Annotated in this window: 14 protein-coding genes; all 14 read right to left on the reverse strand. The window is 53.6% G+C overall.

Features of this window, described 5'->3' with window-relative positions:
- Window positions 1-18: 18 nt before the first annotated feature.
- The 14 genes from metK to M2119_RS06265 all read right to left on the reverse strand — a co-directional run bounded on the left by metK (window position 19) and on the right by M2119_RS06265 (window position 13,792).
- On the reverse strand, window positions 19-1,182 hold the full coding sequence (gene metK / locus M2119_RS06200; protein WP_280804067.1) for a methionine adenosyltransferase: 1,164 nt from the start codon (window positions 1,180-1,182) through the stop codon (window positions 19-21).
- 37 nt (window positions 1,183-1,219) lie between these two features.
- Window positions 1,220-2,419: a bifunctional phosphopantothenoylcysteine decarboxylase/phosphopantothenate--cysteine ligase CoaBC gene (coaBC, locus tag M2119_RS06205; RefSeq protein ID WP_280804068.1), complete on the reverse strand. Its 1,200-nt coding sequence runs from the start codon at window positions 2,417-2,419 to the stop codon at window positions 1,220-1,222.
- A gap of 18 nt (window positions 2,420-2,437) precedes the next feature.
- The gene (gene rpoZ / locus M2119_RS06210; protein ID WP_280804069.1) at window positions 2,438-2,695 is read right to left on the reverse strand and encodes a DNA-directed RNA polymerase subunit omega; all 258 of its coding nucleotides are present in this window, start codon (window positions 2,693-2,695) and stop codon (window positions 2,438-2,440) included.
- A gap of 2 nt (window positions 2,696-2,697) precedes the next feature.
- A complete protein-coding gene (gene gmk, locus M2119_RS06215) occupies window positions 2,698-3,585 on the reverse strand; it encodes a guanylate kinase (RefSeq protein ID WP_280804469.1) in 888 nt (295 codons plus the stop codon).
- A 4-nt stretch (window positions 3,586-3,589) separates the two neighbouring features.
- Window positions 3,590-4,441, reverse strand: a complete 852-nt coding sequence (pyrF, locus tag M2119_RS06220; RefSeq protein WP_280804070.1) for an orotidine-5'-phosphate decarboxylase — start codon at window positions 4,439-4,441, stop codon at window positions 3,590-3,592.
- Window positions 4,438-7,728, reverse strand: coding sequence for a carbamoyl-phosphate synthase large subunit (gene carB, locus M2119_RS06225; protein WP_280804071.1), 3,291 nt, complete (start codon window positions 7,726-7,728; stop codon window positions 4,438-4,440). The genes pyrF and carB overlap by 4 nt, the downstream gene beginning before the upstream one ends.
- The gene (carA, locus tag M2119_RS06230) at window positions 7,728-8,882 is read right to left on the reverse strand and encodes a glutamine-hydrolyzing carbamoyl-phosphate synthase small subunit (RefSeq protein ID WP_280804072.1); all 1,155 of its coding nucleotides are present in this window, start codon (window positions 8,880-8,882) and stop codon (window positions 7,728-7,730) included. Before carA ends, carB begins: the two co-directional genes overlap by 1 nt.
- Window positions 8,879-9,415, reverse strand: a complete 537-nt coding sequence (locus tag M2119_RS06235; protein ID WP_280804073.1) for a hypothetical protein — start codon at window positions 9,413-9,415, stop codon at window positions 8,879-8,881. The genes carA and M2119_RS06235 overlap by 4 nt, the downstream gene beginning before the upstream one ends.
- Window positions 9,408-10,745, reverse strand: a complete 1,338-nt coding sequence (locus M2119_RS06240; protein ID WP_280804074.1) for a dihydroorotase — start codon at window positions 10,743-10,745, stop codon at window positions 9,408-9,410. Before M2119_RS06240 ends, M2119_RS06235 begins: the two co-directional genes overlap by 8 nt.
- Window positions 10,738-11,697 (reverse strand): aspartate carbamoyltransferase catalytic subunit, encoded by a 960-nt coding sequence (locus M2119_RS06245; protein ID WP_280804075.1) that lies wholly within the window; start codon window positions 11,695-11,697, stop codon window positions 10,738-10,740. The genes M2119_RS06240 and M2119_RS06245 overlap by 8 nt, the downstream gene beginning before the upstream one ends.
- On the reverse strand, window positions 11,694-12,236 hold the full coding sequence (gene pyrR / locus M2119_RS06250; RefSeq protein WP_280804076.1) for a bifunctional pyr operon transcriptional regulator/uracil phosphoribosyltransferase PyrR: 543 nt from the start codon (window positions 12,234-12,236) through the stop codon (window positions 11,694-11,696). The genes M2119_RS06245 and pyrR overlap by 4 nt, the downstream gene beginning before the upstream one ends.
- Window positions 12,237-12,299: 63 nt before the next feature.
- On the reverse strand, window positions 12,300-12,713 hold the full coding sequence (gene nusB, locus M2119_RS06255) for a transcription antitermination factor NusB (protein ID WP_280804077.1): 414 nt from the start codon (window positions 12,711-12,713) through the stop codon (window positions 12,300-12,302).
- Between the two features lie 3 nt (window positions 12,714-12,716).
- Window positions 12,717-13,280 carry an elongation factor P gene (gene efp / locus M2119_RS06260; RefSeq protein ID WP_280804078.1) on the reverse strand — a complete coding sequence of 188 codons (564 nt, stop codon included), beginning with the start codon at window positions 13,278-13,280 and terminating at the stop codon, window positions 12,717-12,719.
- Between the two features lie 77 nt (window positions 13,281-13,357).
- The gene (locus M2119_RS06265) at window positions 13,358-13,792 is read right to left on the reverse strand and encodes a type II 3-dehydroquinate dehydratase (protein ID WP_280804079.1); all 435 of its coding nucleotides are present in this window, start codon (window positions 13,790-13,792) and stop codon (window positions 13,358-13,360) included.
- Between the last annotated feature and the right edge of the window lie 20 nt (window positions 13,793-13,812).

Genomic DNA, 13,812 nt, shown 5'->3' on the forward strand with positions numbered 1-13,812 from the left:
AACTGGGGAGGGCAACTCCTAGAGACCGGCCTTGCGGCGCAGTTCGTCTACCTTGTCGAGCTTTTCCCATGTGAAATCAGGAAGTTCACGGCCAAAGTGACCATAAGCCGCAGTTTGACGGTAGATCGGACGCAGCAGGTCAAGTTCACGAATAATGCCCGCAGGGCTGAGATCAAATGAGTCTCGAATTGCGTTGATAATGATGTCATCATCAACCTTGCCTGTGCCGAAGGTTTCGACGTAGAGACCAACAGGCTGTGCAACACCAATTGCGTAAGCAATTTGAACTTCGAGCTTTTCAGCAAAGCCAGCTGCTACAGCGTTCTTGGCCACGTGACGCATGGCATATGCAGCAGAACGGTCAACCTTTGAGGGGTCCTTACCGGAGAACGCACCGCCACCGTGACGGCTTGCTCCACCGTAGGTGTCCACGATGATTTTACGACCAGTCAAACCAGCGTCACCCTTAGGTCCACCGATTTCGAACTTACCCATGGGATTCACCATGAAGCGAGTGTCAGTCGAATCAAAACCTGCTTCAGACAGAACAGGCTTGATGACGGCTTCCAGAACATCCTTTCGCAGCGAATCAAGTGATTCATCTGCCTGTGGAGCGTGCTGCGTAGAAACCACAACTGTCTCGACGGTGCGAGGAATAATTCCCTCGTAACCAATAGTGACCTGTGTTTTGCCATCTGGTCGCAAGTATCCGAGTTCACCGTTCTTGCGAACTTCAGTAAGGCGTTCTGCGATGCGGTGGGAGAGATAGATCGGTAGTGGCATTAACTGTGGAGTCTCAGTCGTTGCATATCCAAACATGATTCCCTGGTCGCCTGCACCCTGCTCCTCCTGGCCGAAAACCAAGTTGGCGATGTCGGGTGATTGCTGACCAATAGAAACAGAAACTCCACAACTCTCGCCATCGAATCCGATGTCAGAAGAGGTATAGCCGATGTCTTTGACAACGTTTCTGACGATGTCAGGAATTTCTGCATAGCCGTCGGTGGTTACTTCACCGGCTACATGAACCAGTCCAGTAGTGACGAGTGTTTCCACTGCAACGCGTGATGCGATGTCTTGGGAAAGCAAATTATCCAAAATGCTGTCGGAGATTTGGTCGCAAACTTTGTCTGGGTGACCCTCAGTGACAGATTCGGACGTAAAAAGGCGAAGTTCGCTCATTAATCCAGATATTTCTCAATACGTTCGGACAGTGTTGTTAGGCGAACGTGTCGAGTACCTTGTCCGCCACGGCCAGTTTTGACCCCGAAACTTCACTCAGGATATCGCCTGTGGAGTCCAGTACGGTCACAACATTACGTTCTGTGCCGAATCCTTGATCCCACCCCACCTGGTTAAGCACGAGAAAGTCACATCCTTTACGGGCAATCTTTGCTTGCCCTAACTCAAGAACAGATTTTCCAGGTTCACCGGTTTCTGCCGCGAAACCCATAATGATTTGGGACTGAGGCTTTGTTTTCACGAGCTCAACGAGAATATCGGGGTTTTTGACCAATGTGAGGTGAAGATGTTCGGAAGTTACGTCTTTCTTCAGTTTGTTTTCACTGACATCTTCTGCCCTGAAATCTGAAACCGCGGCAGCCATGATGACGATATCCATCGAGTTCCGTAATCTCATGACGGCATCTTGCATTTCTGCTGCTGTTGAAACTTCCTGAAGGGTGACCCCGGAAGGCGCAGCAACTTCCAGATGCGCGCCAATAAATGTCACGTTCGCGCCTCGCCGAAGTGCGCGTTCTGCCAACGCAACCGCTTGCTTCCCCGAAGAACGGTTGCCTATGAAACGAACTGGGTCCAGGGGCTCGCGTGTTCCACCACCGGTAATCAAGATGCGTTTTCCAACAAGATCTTGAACAGAAGGCACCACAACGCTATAGACAGCCTGAACTATCTCTTCAGGCTCGCTCATCCGCCCCGCACCGGAGTCAGAACCGGTCAGCTGACCAACCCCTGGTCCCACAACGATGACCCCGCGTTCACGCAAGACAGCAATGTTGGCCTGCGTCGAAGGGTTATCCCACATCTCGGTGTGCATAGCAGGGGCGACAACTAGAGGTCCACGGCGCGCAAGAATTGTGTTTCCCAGTAAGTCGGGTGCAAGCCCAGATGCTATCTGCGCAAGAGTATTAGCTGTTGCAGGGGCAACGACAACGACATCTGCCTGTTGCCCCAGCGCAACGTGCCGAACCTGAGCGACATCGTCATAGAGCCCAACATATACAGGGTTTCGACTGATTGCTTCGAGAGTGGGGCGTCCCACAAATTGGAGTGCAGCCTCTGTCGCGATGACGTCAACGTGATGCCCGTCTTTGACAAACTCCCGGACGACCGAAACTGCCTTATACGCAGCAATGCCGCCGGTAATACCGACGACAATGCGAAGTTGCGTGTGCGACACGAAGTGTCGATTCAGTGATTAGACCGCGAGAGGACGAGCGATGAGCTTGTCTTCGTTGATCTCGTGCATAGCTACGGACAGGGGCTTGTCGTCGATGTTGGAGTCAACAAGGGGTCCAACGTTGTCGAAGAGGCTTCCCTCGTGCAGGTCGGAGTAGTAGTCGTTGATCTGACGAGCACGCTTGGATGCAAAGATAACCAGTGCGTACTTGGATTCAACCTTCGAGAGCAGATCGTCGATGGGTGGGTTGATAATTCCTTCAAGCTTGGTAGCCATGTTTACTCCTTGTTAAGTCCCATTAAGTCTACGACCTGTTGGGCTGCTTCGCTGACGTCTCGATTAATAACTCGAACATCAAATTCTTCTTTCGCTGCTAACTCGCCATAGGCGGTCTGCAAACGTCGTTCTATTTCTTCCTCTGACTCTGTTCCTCGTTCGCGCAATCGACGCACTAATTCATCCCAATCTGGTGGAAGCAGGAAGACCAGACGTGCTTCGGGCATGCTGTGTCTTATTTGGCGAGCACCCTGGAGATCTATCTCGAACAGGACGCTCTTTCCCTCAGACAAGGCATTTTCAATGGGCCCACGGGGCGTGCCGTATTTATTCTGGCCGTGAACTTCAGCCCATTCCAGCAGGGATTCCGAATAAATCATGGCGTCAAATTCACCATGATCAATGAAGTAGTAATTCACTCCATCAATTTCGCCAGGGCGAGGATCCCGCGTCGTCGCAGAAATAGAAAGGTGAACTTGGGGGTGATGTTGCTTGATATGGTTGACCACTGTTCCTTTGCCCACTCCCGAGGGGCCAACAAGAACGACGGCTTTGGCGGGCCATGATTCGTTTCGTTTGCGCTGATAACTCAGAATCCAACGATGGAGTGTGGCTTTCTGGTGCTTTCCCAGACCCCCCAAACGCTTGCGTGGTGAGACATCCAACTCTTCCAAAATCCGGGGGATCTTGTTAACACCGACTCCGCGAAGAGACTTCAGGAAATCCGTGACGCGGATCGTGGCTTCCGATGAAGAAGGATCGATAGTGGCCACCGTGAAAACATCTAATGCGGAGCGACGTCCCTCAAAGACATCTGATTTGATGACGGCGCGCTTGCGCCTGGCAACAACTCCTGCTTGAGCTGCTGCCTGGCGGTCTACTTCCGGCATCACGTTAGGCAAGGGCAGAAGCTACCTCAGCTGCACGACGAAGCACGGCCTCCCCTACTTGTTCCCGACCCGCAGAGAGCACACTGCGGGTTTCAGAAACAATCAAATTTGTGGCTAGATTTCCGAATAAGCGCTGTGCATCTTCCACGCGAGCTCCCTGAAAACCGAAGCCTGGAGCCAAAACGGGCAGGGCTGGATAATCGTCAGGGTTGATACCCAAAGATTGAAGATCCAGCGTTGCACCCAAAACTGCACCAACTGAGTTAGCTGGTGTTGAGTCGGTTGCCCACCGAGCTACGTCACTGAGTTGGGCTGCTGCTACCGTCTTACCTTCGTGGATTCCTGAGGTCACACGTGCGCTCTGGAGCACAGCAGCCTCAGGGTTACTGGTAGCGGCGAGAACAAAGACGCCCTTGTTGTTACCAAGTGCATAGTTCACCGTCTGCGCTAGTGCGCCAGAACCAAGGTAGGGACTGACCGTGATGGCATCAGACTCAAGCGACCAACCTGGGGTCAACCAAGCCTGCGCATAGGCCTCCATGGTGCTGCCGATATCTCCTCGTTTGCAGTCAGAGATCACAAGAAGATCGGCTTCCCGAGCACGTCGAATGATGTACTCGAGTGCTTCCATACCCCGAGCACCGTGACGCTCATAGAAGGCTACCTGTGGCTTGATAATGCCCACCTGTCCTGCACACGCATCAATCACACGTAATGAAAACTCTCGCAGGCTGACTGCGGAGTCGTCATATTCCCATTCGTTAAGTAGGAAAGGATGTGGATCAATACCTACACACAGGTGCCCAAACTGCCCGAATGCAGTCTGAAGGCGATCACCGAAGCCGAGTTCACTCATGCGCGCGCCAAAGCCTCACGACGCTTGATGGCGTATTCCTGCAAACTGCACACATCAAAACCTTCGCGGATGGTGTCGATGGATGCAACTGCTGCGCTGACTTGAGCCATATTGGTGAACAATGGCTTGTCTGCAGCAATCGCTGAAGCACGAATCTCGTAGCCATCTGCACGAGCGGCAGAACCGCTGGGAGTATTGATAACGATGTCCACTTCGTTGCGATTGATAAGTTCCACAATCGTGTCATCACCAAGCTTGGCGCTGACCTTTCCAATTACCGTCGTGGGAATACCGTTGCGCTGCAGAATTTCTGCGGTGCCTTCGGTGGCCACGATGCTGAATCCCAGTTGCGCAAAGCGCAAAGCAGGCAAGATGATGTTGCGCTTGTCACGGTCCGCTACCGAGATGAACACAGTTCCAGAGGAAGGCAATCCACCGTAAGCGCCTGCTTGCGCCTTAGCGAATGCAATCGGGAAGTTCACGTCCATACCCATGACTTCACCGGTCGAGCGCATCTCAGGCCCGAGTAGCGAATCAACAACCTTGCCCTCTGGAGTGCGGAAGCGTTTGAAGGGAAGAACAGCTTCCTTCACAGCGATCGGTGCATCCATGGGCACTACTGAGCCATCTTGGATGGGGAGAAGTCCTTCTGCGATGAGATCACGGATGCTCTCCCCCACCATGACACGGCTTGCAGCTTTGGCGAGCGGAATACCCAATGCCTTAGAGACGAATGGGACGGTGCGCGATGCACGAGGGTTTGCCTCGAGCACATACAAAACACCCGCACCGATAGCGAACTGGACATTGAGAAGACCTTGGACGCCAATCCCTTGCGCAATGGCTAACGTTGCGTCACGAACACGATCCACATCCTTCTTACCCAAAGAAATCGGTGGCAAGGTACACGCCGAGTCACCTGAGTGCACACCGGCCTCTTCGATATGTTCCATCACACCACCGATATACAGTTGCTCTCCGTCATAGAGGGCATCCACATCAATCTCGATGGCGTCATCGAGGAAACGGTCCACCAGCAAGGGCGAATCCGGTCCAACAATGGCTTGACCATCAATGCGCACAAAATAGTCGCGCAATGTTGCAGTGTCGAAGACGATTTCCATTCCGCGACCACCGAGAACATAAGAGGGGCGGACCAGGACGGGATATCCAATTTCTTCAGCCACTGTGACAGCGGTATCGACGTCTGTCGCAGTTCCATTGCGTGGTGCAAGGAGGTTGGCTGCATCGAGAATACGACTGAATTCACCGCGTTCTTCAGCAAGGTCAATAGCCTCGGGCGTTGTTCCCAGGATGGGGACACCCGCAGCCTTCAGGCCTTTCGCCAATCCCAGTGCAGTTTGACCACCCAACTGAACAACTACACCAACCAGTTCACCTGATGCGCTTTCTGCATGAATGACCTCGAGAACGTCTTCGAGGGTCAACGGCTCGAAGTACAGGCGATCACTCGTGTCATAGTCCGTGGAGACGGTCTCTGGGTTGCAGTTAATCATGATGGTTTCATATCCAGCATCTGAGAGTGCAAACGATGCATGGACACAGGAATAGTCGAACTCCACACCTTGACCGATGCGGTTAGGACCTGAACCCAGAATGACGACCTTCTTGCGATCGCTGGGTACAACTTCCGTCTCGAGGTCATAGCTCGAGTAGTGATACGGAGTGAGCGCAGGGAATTCTCCCGCACAGGTGTCGACCGTTTTGAAGACGGGACGAATGTTCAATGAGTGACGCAGATCACGCACTTCCTGTTCGCCAAGACCTCGAAGTTCCGCGATCTGAGCATCCGAGAAACCAAAGTCTTTGGCATACCGAATGACAGAAGCATCAAGGGTGGTGGCGGCGTGAACTTCTGCCGCCACTTCATTGATCAGAATGATTTGGTCAATAAACCAAGGGTCAATCTTGGTTGCCTCGAATACCTGTGCGTTCGTTGCACCCTTCCGCAAGGCTTGCTGAACGGTCACGATACGACCGTCGGTGGGCACCTGAGAAATGGTGAGTAGCTCATCCATCGATCGAGTTTCCTCACCCCAGTGGAACGAGCTGCCCCGCTTCTCTAAAGACCGCAGTGCTTTCTGAAGTGCAGTTGCGTAGTTTCGACCGATAGCCATAGCCTCACCCACTGATTTCATGGTGGTGGTGAGAGTGGCATCTGCTGCGGGGAACTTCTCAAACGCGAAACGAGGAACCTTGACCACGACGTAGTCCAGAGTGGGCTCGAACGACGCAGGTGTGACTTTGGTGATGTCGTTGGGAATCTCGTCCAGACGGTAGCCAATAGCGAGCTTGGCGGCGATCTTGGCGATGGGGAAACCTGTTGCCTTAGATGCCAACGCTGAAGAGCGAGAGACTCGAGGGTTCATCTCAATCACAATCACGCGACCATCCGCGGGGTCGATGGCGAACTGAATGTTGCAGCCACCGGTGTCGACGCCAACGAGGCGAATAATCTCGATTCCAATGTCACGAAGGTTCTGGTACTCACGGTCGGTGAGTGTGAGTGCCGGGGCAACAGTGATCGAGTCACCGGTGTGCACGCCTACGGGATCAACGTTTTCAATCGAGCAGACCACGACAGTGTTATCAGCGGTGTCTCGCATGAGCTCAAGTTCGTATTCTTTCCAGCCCAGAATGCTCTCTTCGAGAAGAACTTCACTGGTGGGGCTGGAATGAATGCCATCGCCTGCTATGCGGAGAAGGTCTTCTTCGTTATATGCAAAACCGGAACCCAGTCCACCCATGGTGAACGAGGGTCGGACGACGAGGGGATATCCCAGGTCTTGTGCTGCAACGAGACATTCCTCAAGAGTGTGTGCGATATATGACTTGGCCACATCGGCACCGGAGGCAAGCACAAGATCCTTGAAGATCTGGCGATCTTCACCCTTTCGGATAGCTTCAACCTTGGCGCCTATGAGTTCAACACCGTGACGCTCCAGTGCGCCATTCTCGTGCAGTGCGATGGCTGCATTAAGGGCAGTCTGACCACCAAGTGTGGGAAGAATCGCGTCAGGTTTTTCCTTGATAATGATGGCTTCAATCACCTCAGGAGTGATGGGCTCCACATATGTCGCATCAGCGAAATCAGGATCGGTCATGATGGTGGCAGGGTTGGAGTTCACCAAGATGACGCGAATACCTTCTTCGCGCAGCACTCGGCAAGCCTGGGTGCCGGAGTAATCAAACTCACAGGCCTGACCGATGACGATTGGGCCTGAGCCGATGACAAGGACGGACTTAATGTCTGGACGACGTGGCATTAGTTCGATGCTCCCGTGGTAGTAGCGGACGCGAGGACCATGTCGCGGAAACGGTCAAAGAGATAGTTGCTGTCGTGAGGACCCGACGCAGCTTCAGGGTGGTACTGGACAGAGAATGCGTTGAGATCGAGGCAGCGGAGACCTTCCACAACCTGGTCATTGAGGCTGTAGTGGCTTACTTCGACGCGGCCAAATCCGGCAGGAGACTCGAGAACACCGTCGATGGGTGCATCGACGGCAAAACCGTGGTTTTGACTGGTAATTTCGACACGGCCCGTGGCCTTATCCAGCACAGGCTGGTTGATTCCTCGGTGACCAAAAGGAAGCTTGTAGGTCGAGAAACCAAGAGCACGTCCTAAAAGTTGGTTTCCAAAACAGATCCCGAAGAAGGGAATGCCTTCCTTGAGGACCGCTCGGAGCAGCTCGACGTGCTTGTCACTTGCAGAAGGGTCACCCGGGCCATTCGAGAAAAACAGTGCAGAGGGCTTCATAGCTAAAATTTCTTCCGCAGTAATACTCTGTGGAAGCACGTGAGCATCAAAACCGCGTTCTGCGATGTAGGTGACGGTGGATGTCTTCACACCCAAGTCCAGGATGGCAACGGAGCCTACCTTCTCCCCTACAGCAGGAACAATATATTCCTTGTCGGTGGAGACTTGTGCAGACAGGTTCTTGCCGGCCATCTGATCTGCACTGAGGACCTCTTCAAGCTGTTGCTGAGTATCACGTTCCGCTGCAGCGCCAGAGAAGATTCCTGCGCGCATGGCCCCTTTGGAGCGAATATGCCGGGTCACTGCACGGGTGTCAATGCCCTGGATACCCACAATGCCTTCGTGTTCGAGGTCATTGTCTAGGCTGCGCTCTGCACGGAAGTTAGAAACAACACGGGATGCATCACGCACGACATATCCGGCTACCCAGATACGGCGTGATTCCATGTCGGCATCGTTCATTCCGGTGTTGCCAATGTGGGGAGCTGTCATCAGAACAATCTGACCTGCGTAGGAAGGATCGGTCAGGGTCTCCTGATATCCGGACATACCGGTGGCAAAGACGATCTCACCAAAAGTTGTTCCCTCAGCGCCATAGGCTCGGCCTTCGTATCGGGAACCGTCTTCAAGGACGAGTACGGCATTGGGTGTCGTGAGACTCACGAGGAAACCTCTTTCGATGTTGCGTGCGGGAAGGTGGTCGTCAATGCGTTTTCACACGCCAGACGAATTTCTGGAGAGGAAATGCGGAAGTAGGAGGTAAATTCAACGGGTTCGCCCAGAGCGCTATCAAAGGCAGTCCAGGACAACGCGGTCAAGCCATCCTTTTCAACGACGCGATCAATGGTGACTTGTGATCGGTGAATTTGGACAATTTGGGCAGCAGGGATAAAGGTTTCTTGTTCACCACGGGGGGCGATGGTGAGTCCATCCGCACTGACCAAGAGCTGAGCATCGGCACGGAAACCAAGTCCTGGCAAGGCAACGCGCTGGAGGGGATCTGTAGCCGGAGTTGTTGACACATAGAGGCCAGAAAATTCCTGTGGAGCAACACGATGTCCGTTAACTTTCGCTCCCGGAAGAAGAACGTCGAACCGAGCATCCCGAGCAACACGCTTGCGCCAGGACATCAACATTCCAGTAATGGCCAGTCCGATAAGAACGACAACGACGACGATCACGAGAACCTTATCCACGGAGTACCTCCACAGCTCGAGCAGCGACAATCTCAGCATCGATCACGGTGCGGTTGTCAGCGGTCAAATACCCCTGATGGATGGTGGCGACGACCTGCCCCATCAGGTCAATGCCTAAGTATGGAGAATTGTGAGAAAGGCTAGCCAAATCTTCCACTCCGAAAGTGCGCTGTGCTGTGGGGTCTACCAAGACCAGTTCAGCTTGAATTCCTGCAGCAATCTTGTGGCCGTGTGAGGTGAGGCCACCGATGCGTGCTGGAGCCTCAGAAAGAACGCGGGCAACATCTGCCCAGTTCATCATTCCGGTCTCCACCATGGTTGTCTGAACAACCGCCAGAGCCGATTCCAAACCGACCATGCCAAACGCGGCAGCTCCCCATTCGCACTCTTTTGTCTCGACGGGGTGAGGTGCGTGGTCAGTCGCCACGATGTCGATGGTGCCGTCTGCCAATGCTTCACGAAGAGCATGAACATCTTCAGAACGGCGCAGTGGTGGGTTCACCTTGAAACGTGCGTCAAAGCTTTCAGCACGCTCATCGGTGAGGAGCAGGTGATGGGGGGTGACTTCAGCGGTGACGTTGATTCCACGTTTTTTAGCCCATCGAATGACATCAACGGAACCGGCAGTCGAGAGGTGACAAATATGAAGTCGTGAACCCACGTGTTCGGCGAGGAGGACATCACGAGCAATGATGGATTCCTCCGCCACAGCCGGCCATCCGGCAAGACCTAAACGTGCAGAAACCTCACCCTCGTTCATCTGTGCGTCGATCGTCAGACGAGGCTCTTGGGCGTGCTGTGCAATGACACCGCCAAAGGTCTTTACATACTCCAGTGCACGGCGCATGATGAGCGGATCAGAAACACACTTGCCATCGTCAGAGAAGACACGAACTTGGGCACGAGAGTGCGCCATAGCACCCAGTTCGGCAAGCTGAGTTCCTTCTAGACCTTTGGTGACAGCACCGATGGGTCGAACGGTCGCATATCCAGCCTCATCACCGAGGCGAAGTACTTGTTCAACCACACCCGCAGTATCCGCAATGGGTTGTGTGTTTGCCATAGCGAAAACGGAGGTGAAACCTCCGAGTGCTGCAGCCTGAGTTCCAGTGAGAACTGTTTCAGACTGTTCGAAACCTGGCTCTCGAAGGTGGGTGTGGAGATCTACAAGACCGGGCAAGGCGATGAGTCCCTGTGCATCAATCTTTTGAGCCCCAGCAGCAGAGAGTCCCATGCCGACTTCAATAACCTGCGTACCCTTAACCAGAATGTCTGCTTGAGTCCCATCGGCCAGCGTTGCGCCCTGAACCAACAGAGTGGGATTAGTCATGAGATACCTCGCGTTCGCCGGTGAGAACCATATATAAAGCTGCCATCCGGACTGAGACGCCGTTGGCGACCTGATCCAGAACAGTGGATTGGGGTGAATCTGCGGCGAGAGATGAGATTTCAAGGCCGCGGTTCATAGGGCCAGGGTGCATCACCATGGTCTTCTCCGGCAGTGACAGGAATCTTTCTGCGGTGAGTCCCCAGAGGTTTGAGTATTCTCGCTCATTCGGGAAGAACGCATCTTTCATGCGTTCCTGCTGTATGCGGAGCATCATGACGACATCAGGCGCAGTGGAGGCGAGAGCCTCATCCAGGTCATAACTCACGGTCACAGGCCACGTGTCAACCGCAGAGGGTAACAGCGTGGGTGAGGACACCAGTTGCACATGGGCGCCCAAGGTTTGTAGAAGCCAGATATTCGAGCGGGCCACTCGAGAGTGAAGAATATCTCCCACGATGGTCACAGAGACGCCGTCTAAGCCCTTGCCACGTGAACCGGCACCGTGCAGCCTACGACGCATCGTGAATGCATCAAGCAAAGCTTGTGTGGGGTGTTCATGAGTTCCGTCACCAGCGTTGATAACAGGGGCATCAATCCAGCCGCTGTGGGCCAACACCTGAGGTGCACCTGAGGCACCATGGCGTATGACGACGGCGTCGATCCCCATAGCTGCCAGAGTCTGAGTGGTGTCCTTGAGGCTCTCACCCTTAGAAACACTTGATCCCTTGGCGGCAAAGTTGATGACATCTGCAGACAGACGTTTTTCTGCAGCTTCAAAAGAAATGCGGGTACGGGTCGAGTCCTCAAAGAAGAGGTTGACGATCGTCTTTCCGCGGAGAGCTGGAAGTTTCTTCACTTCACGCTCATTGACGGCAGCCATGTCTTCTGCAATGTCGAGCAGCTGAATGGCGTCCTCGCGACTGAGGTCACGCGTACTCAGTAAGTGCTTCATGCAGACACCACTTCCTCAATTTCGACGCCGTCGACACCGTCGTGTTCTGTGAGGAGCACGTTGATACGTTCACCGTGGGCAGAGGGAAGATTTTTGCCTACAAAGTCGGCACGAATGGGAAGTTCCCGGTGACCCCGATCAGCCAACACTGCAAGTCGGACAGCCTGGGGTCGCCCCAAGTCAGTGAGAGCATCGAGTGCAGCGCGCACTGTGCGACCGCTATAGAGCACGTCGTCAACCAGGACGACGGTCATGTCATCGATAGAGACAGGAACCTCTGTCGGCGCTGAAGCGCGGGTGGGGTGCTGGTAAAGATCGTCGCGATACATCGTGACATCGAGTGAACCAACGGGCACAGATACGCCTGGAACGATGGATTCAAGAATTACCGCGAGACGGTGCGCCAGTGTCACACCACGAGTAGGGATGCCGAGAAGAACGAGGGACTGGGCTCCACGGTTAGATTCAAGAATCTCGTGAGCGATCCGCGTGAGTGCGCGGTGCATGTCAGTCGCCTGCATGATGGCTCGTGCAGTCATTCTGACCTCCTTCCCCGCCTCTCTGGACGGAAATTAAAGGATGTCGGTGTTGTTAAAAGTGTATCAGTTTGCGGTGGAAGCGATAGTAGCAAGCAGTCCATTGACGAATCCAGCGGATTCATCTGTAGATAAAGTCTTTGCAGCTTCGACCGCCTCATCTACCGCGACAGGCCCCGGAACCTCGGGGTTGTAGAGAATTTCCCACACTGCAATACGAACAATGGCGCGGTCTACAGCCGGCATGCGCTCTAACGACCAGCCACGAGCATACGTTTCGATAGTTTCATCGATTTCCACACTGTGGTCGATGACGCCGTCTAAAATTTCGCGTGCATACATCCATGATGCGGAACGCTCTGGTTCGCTTGCAGCACGAGCTGCCTCAGCTTCTAAAGCTTCCGAGACGGGGATATCCCGCACATCTGCAGAGAAAAGCACATCAAGAGCGCGCTTGCGCGCTTTAGTTCGTGCGCTCATGAATTAGTCGTTTACTCGACCCTGGTAGGAACCATCACGAGTATCGACCTTGACCTTGGTTCCCATTTCGAGGAACAAGGGAACTTGAATTTCGAAACCAGTTTCAACAGTTGCAGGCTTGTTACCACCGGTTGCGCGGTCGCCTTGCAGGCCAGGCTCGGTGTAGGTGATCTCGAGCACAACAGTTGCGGGGAGTTCTACATACAAGGGAGACTCTTCGTGCAAAGCAATCTGGACGTCCTGGTTTTCGAGCATGAAGTTCTTTGCATCACCCACAACAGCAGCGGACACAGAGAGCTGTTCATAGTTTCCCTTGTCCATGAAGACGTACTCGTTGCCGTCGTTGTAAAGGTACTGGAAATCACGACGGTCAACATTGGTGATGTCGATCTTGGTACCTGCGTTGTAGGTCTTGTCAACTACCTTGCCGGTCATGAGGTTCTTCATCTTGGTGCGGACGAAGGCACCGCCCTTGCCAGGCTTGACGTGCTGGAATTCGATAATGGTCCACAGACCACCATCAATGTTGAGAACGATGCCGTTCTTGATATCAGCAGTAGATGCCATGGGTGTTCCTTTACAGGCTAAAGATGTGGGCAAGTGGCCCAAGGGACAATTCTACGGTCTATTTAGCCGAGTGATGTTCAGTTCTGGCGGGTGAGCTGGGCGAGCGCCAAGCGGTAGGAATCGAAGCCGAAGCCGGCTATCACTCCCGATGCTACAGCGGAGATCACGCTGGTGTGACGGAACTCTTCACGGGCGTGTGGGTTCGAGATGTGGACTTCGATGAGGGGAATCTCTGCCTTTGTAACCATGGCGGCAGCATCACGCAAAGCATAAGAGTAATGAGTAAAAGCCGCCGGGTTCAGAATCACTGGTGTTGAGGTATCGACTGCTTCGAATAACCAGGACATTAGTTCAGGCTCAGAATCTGTTTGACGAAGATCAATCGTCACGCCGGGTGCATCTGCTTCAAGAAGAGCTCGCAGAGCATTCAAATCCTGATTTCCATAGACATCCGGTTCACGTGAACCAAGGCGACCTAAATTAGGGCCATTGAGGACAAGAATGCGTAACATGCTTCCAGCCTAACGGGAAC

Source organism: Aurantimicrobium minutum (assembly GCF_029894165.1).
GTDB lineage: Bacteria > Actinomycetota > Actinomycetes > Actinomycetales > Microbacteriaceae > Aurantimicrobium > Aurantimicrobium minutum_A.

What these genes read in the sequence shown, in the direction of transcription:
- pyrF (WP_280804070.1), bottom strand. Translation starts at nt 4,441, where the DNA reads ATGAGTGAACTCGGCTTCGGTGATCGCCTTCAGACTGCATTCGGGCAG.
- M2119_RS06245 (WP_280804075.1), bottom strand. Translation starts at nt 11,697, where the DNA reads ATGAAGCACTTACTGAGTACGCGTGACCTCAGTCGCGAGGACGCCATT.
- efp (WP_280804078.1), bottom strand. Translation starts at nt 13,280, where the DNA reads ATGGCATCTACTGCTGATATCAAGAACGGCATCGTTCTCAACATTGAT.
- carB (WP_280804071.1), bottom strand. Translation starts at nt 7,728, where the DNA reads ATGCCACGTCGTCCAGACATTAAGTCCGTCCTTGTCATCGGCTCAGGC.
- gmk (WP_280804469.1), bottom strand. Translation starts at nt 3,585, where the DNA reads ATGCCGGAAGTAGACCGCCAGGCAGCAGCTCAAGCAGGAGTTGTTGCC.
- M2119_RS06240 (WP_280804074.1), bottom strand. Translation starts at nt 10,745, where the DNA reads ATGACTAATCCCACTCTGTTGGTTCAGGGCGCAACGCTGGCCGATGGG.
- nusB (WP_280804077.1), bottom strand. Translation starts at nt 12,713, where the DNA reads ATGAGCGCACGAACTAAAGCGCGCAAGCGCGCTCTTGATGTGCTTTTC.
- pyrR (WP_280804076.1), bottom strand. Translation starts at nt 12,236, where the DNA reads ATGACTGCACGAGCCATCATGCAGGCGACTGACATGCACCGCGCACTC.
- rpoZ (WP_280804069.1), bottom strand. Translation starts at nt 2,695, where the DNA reads ATGGCTACCAAGCTTGAAGGAATTATCAACCCACCCATCGACGATCTG.
- metK (WP_280804067.1), bottom strand. Translation starts at nt 1,182, where the DNA reads ATGAGCGAACTTCGCCTTTTTACGTCCGAATCTGTCACTGAGGGTCAC.
- M2119_RS06265 (WP_280804079.1), bottom strand. Translation starts at nt 13,792, where the DNA reads ATGTTACGCATTCTTGTCCTCAATGGCCCTAATTTAGGTCGCCTTGGT.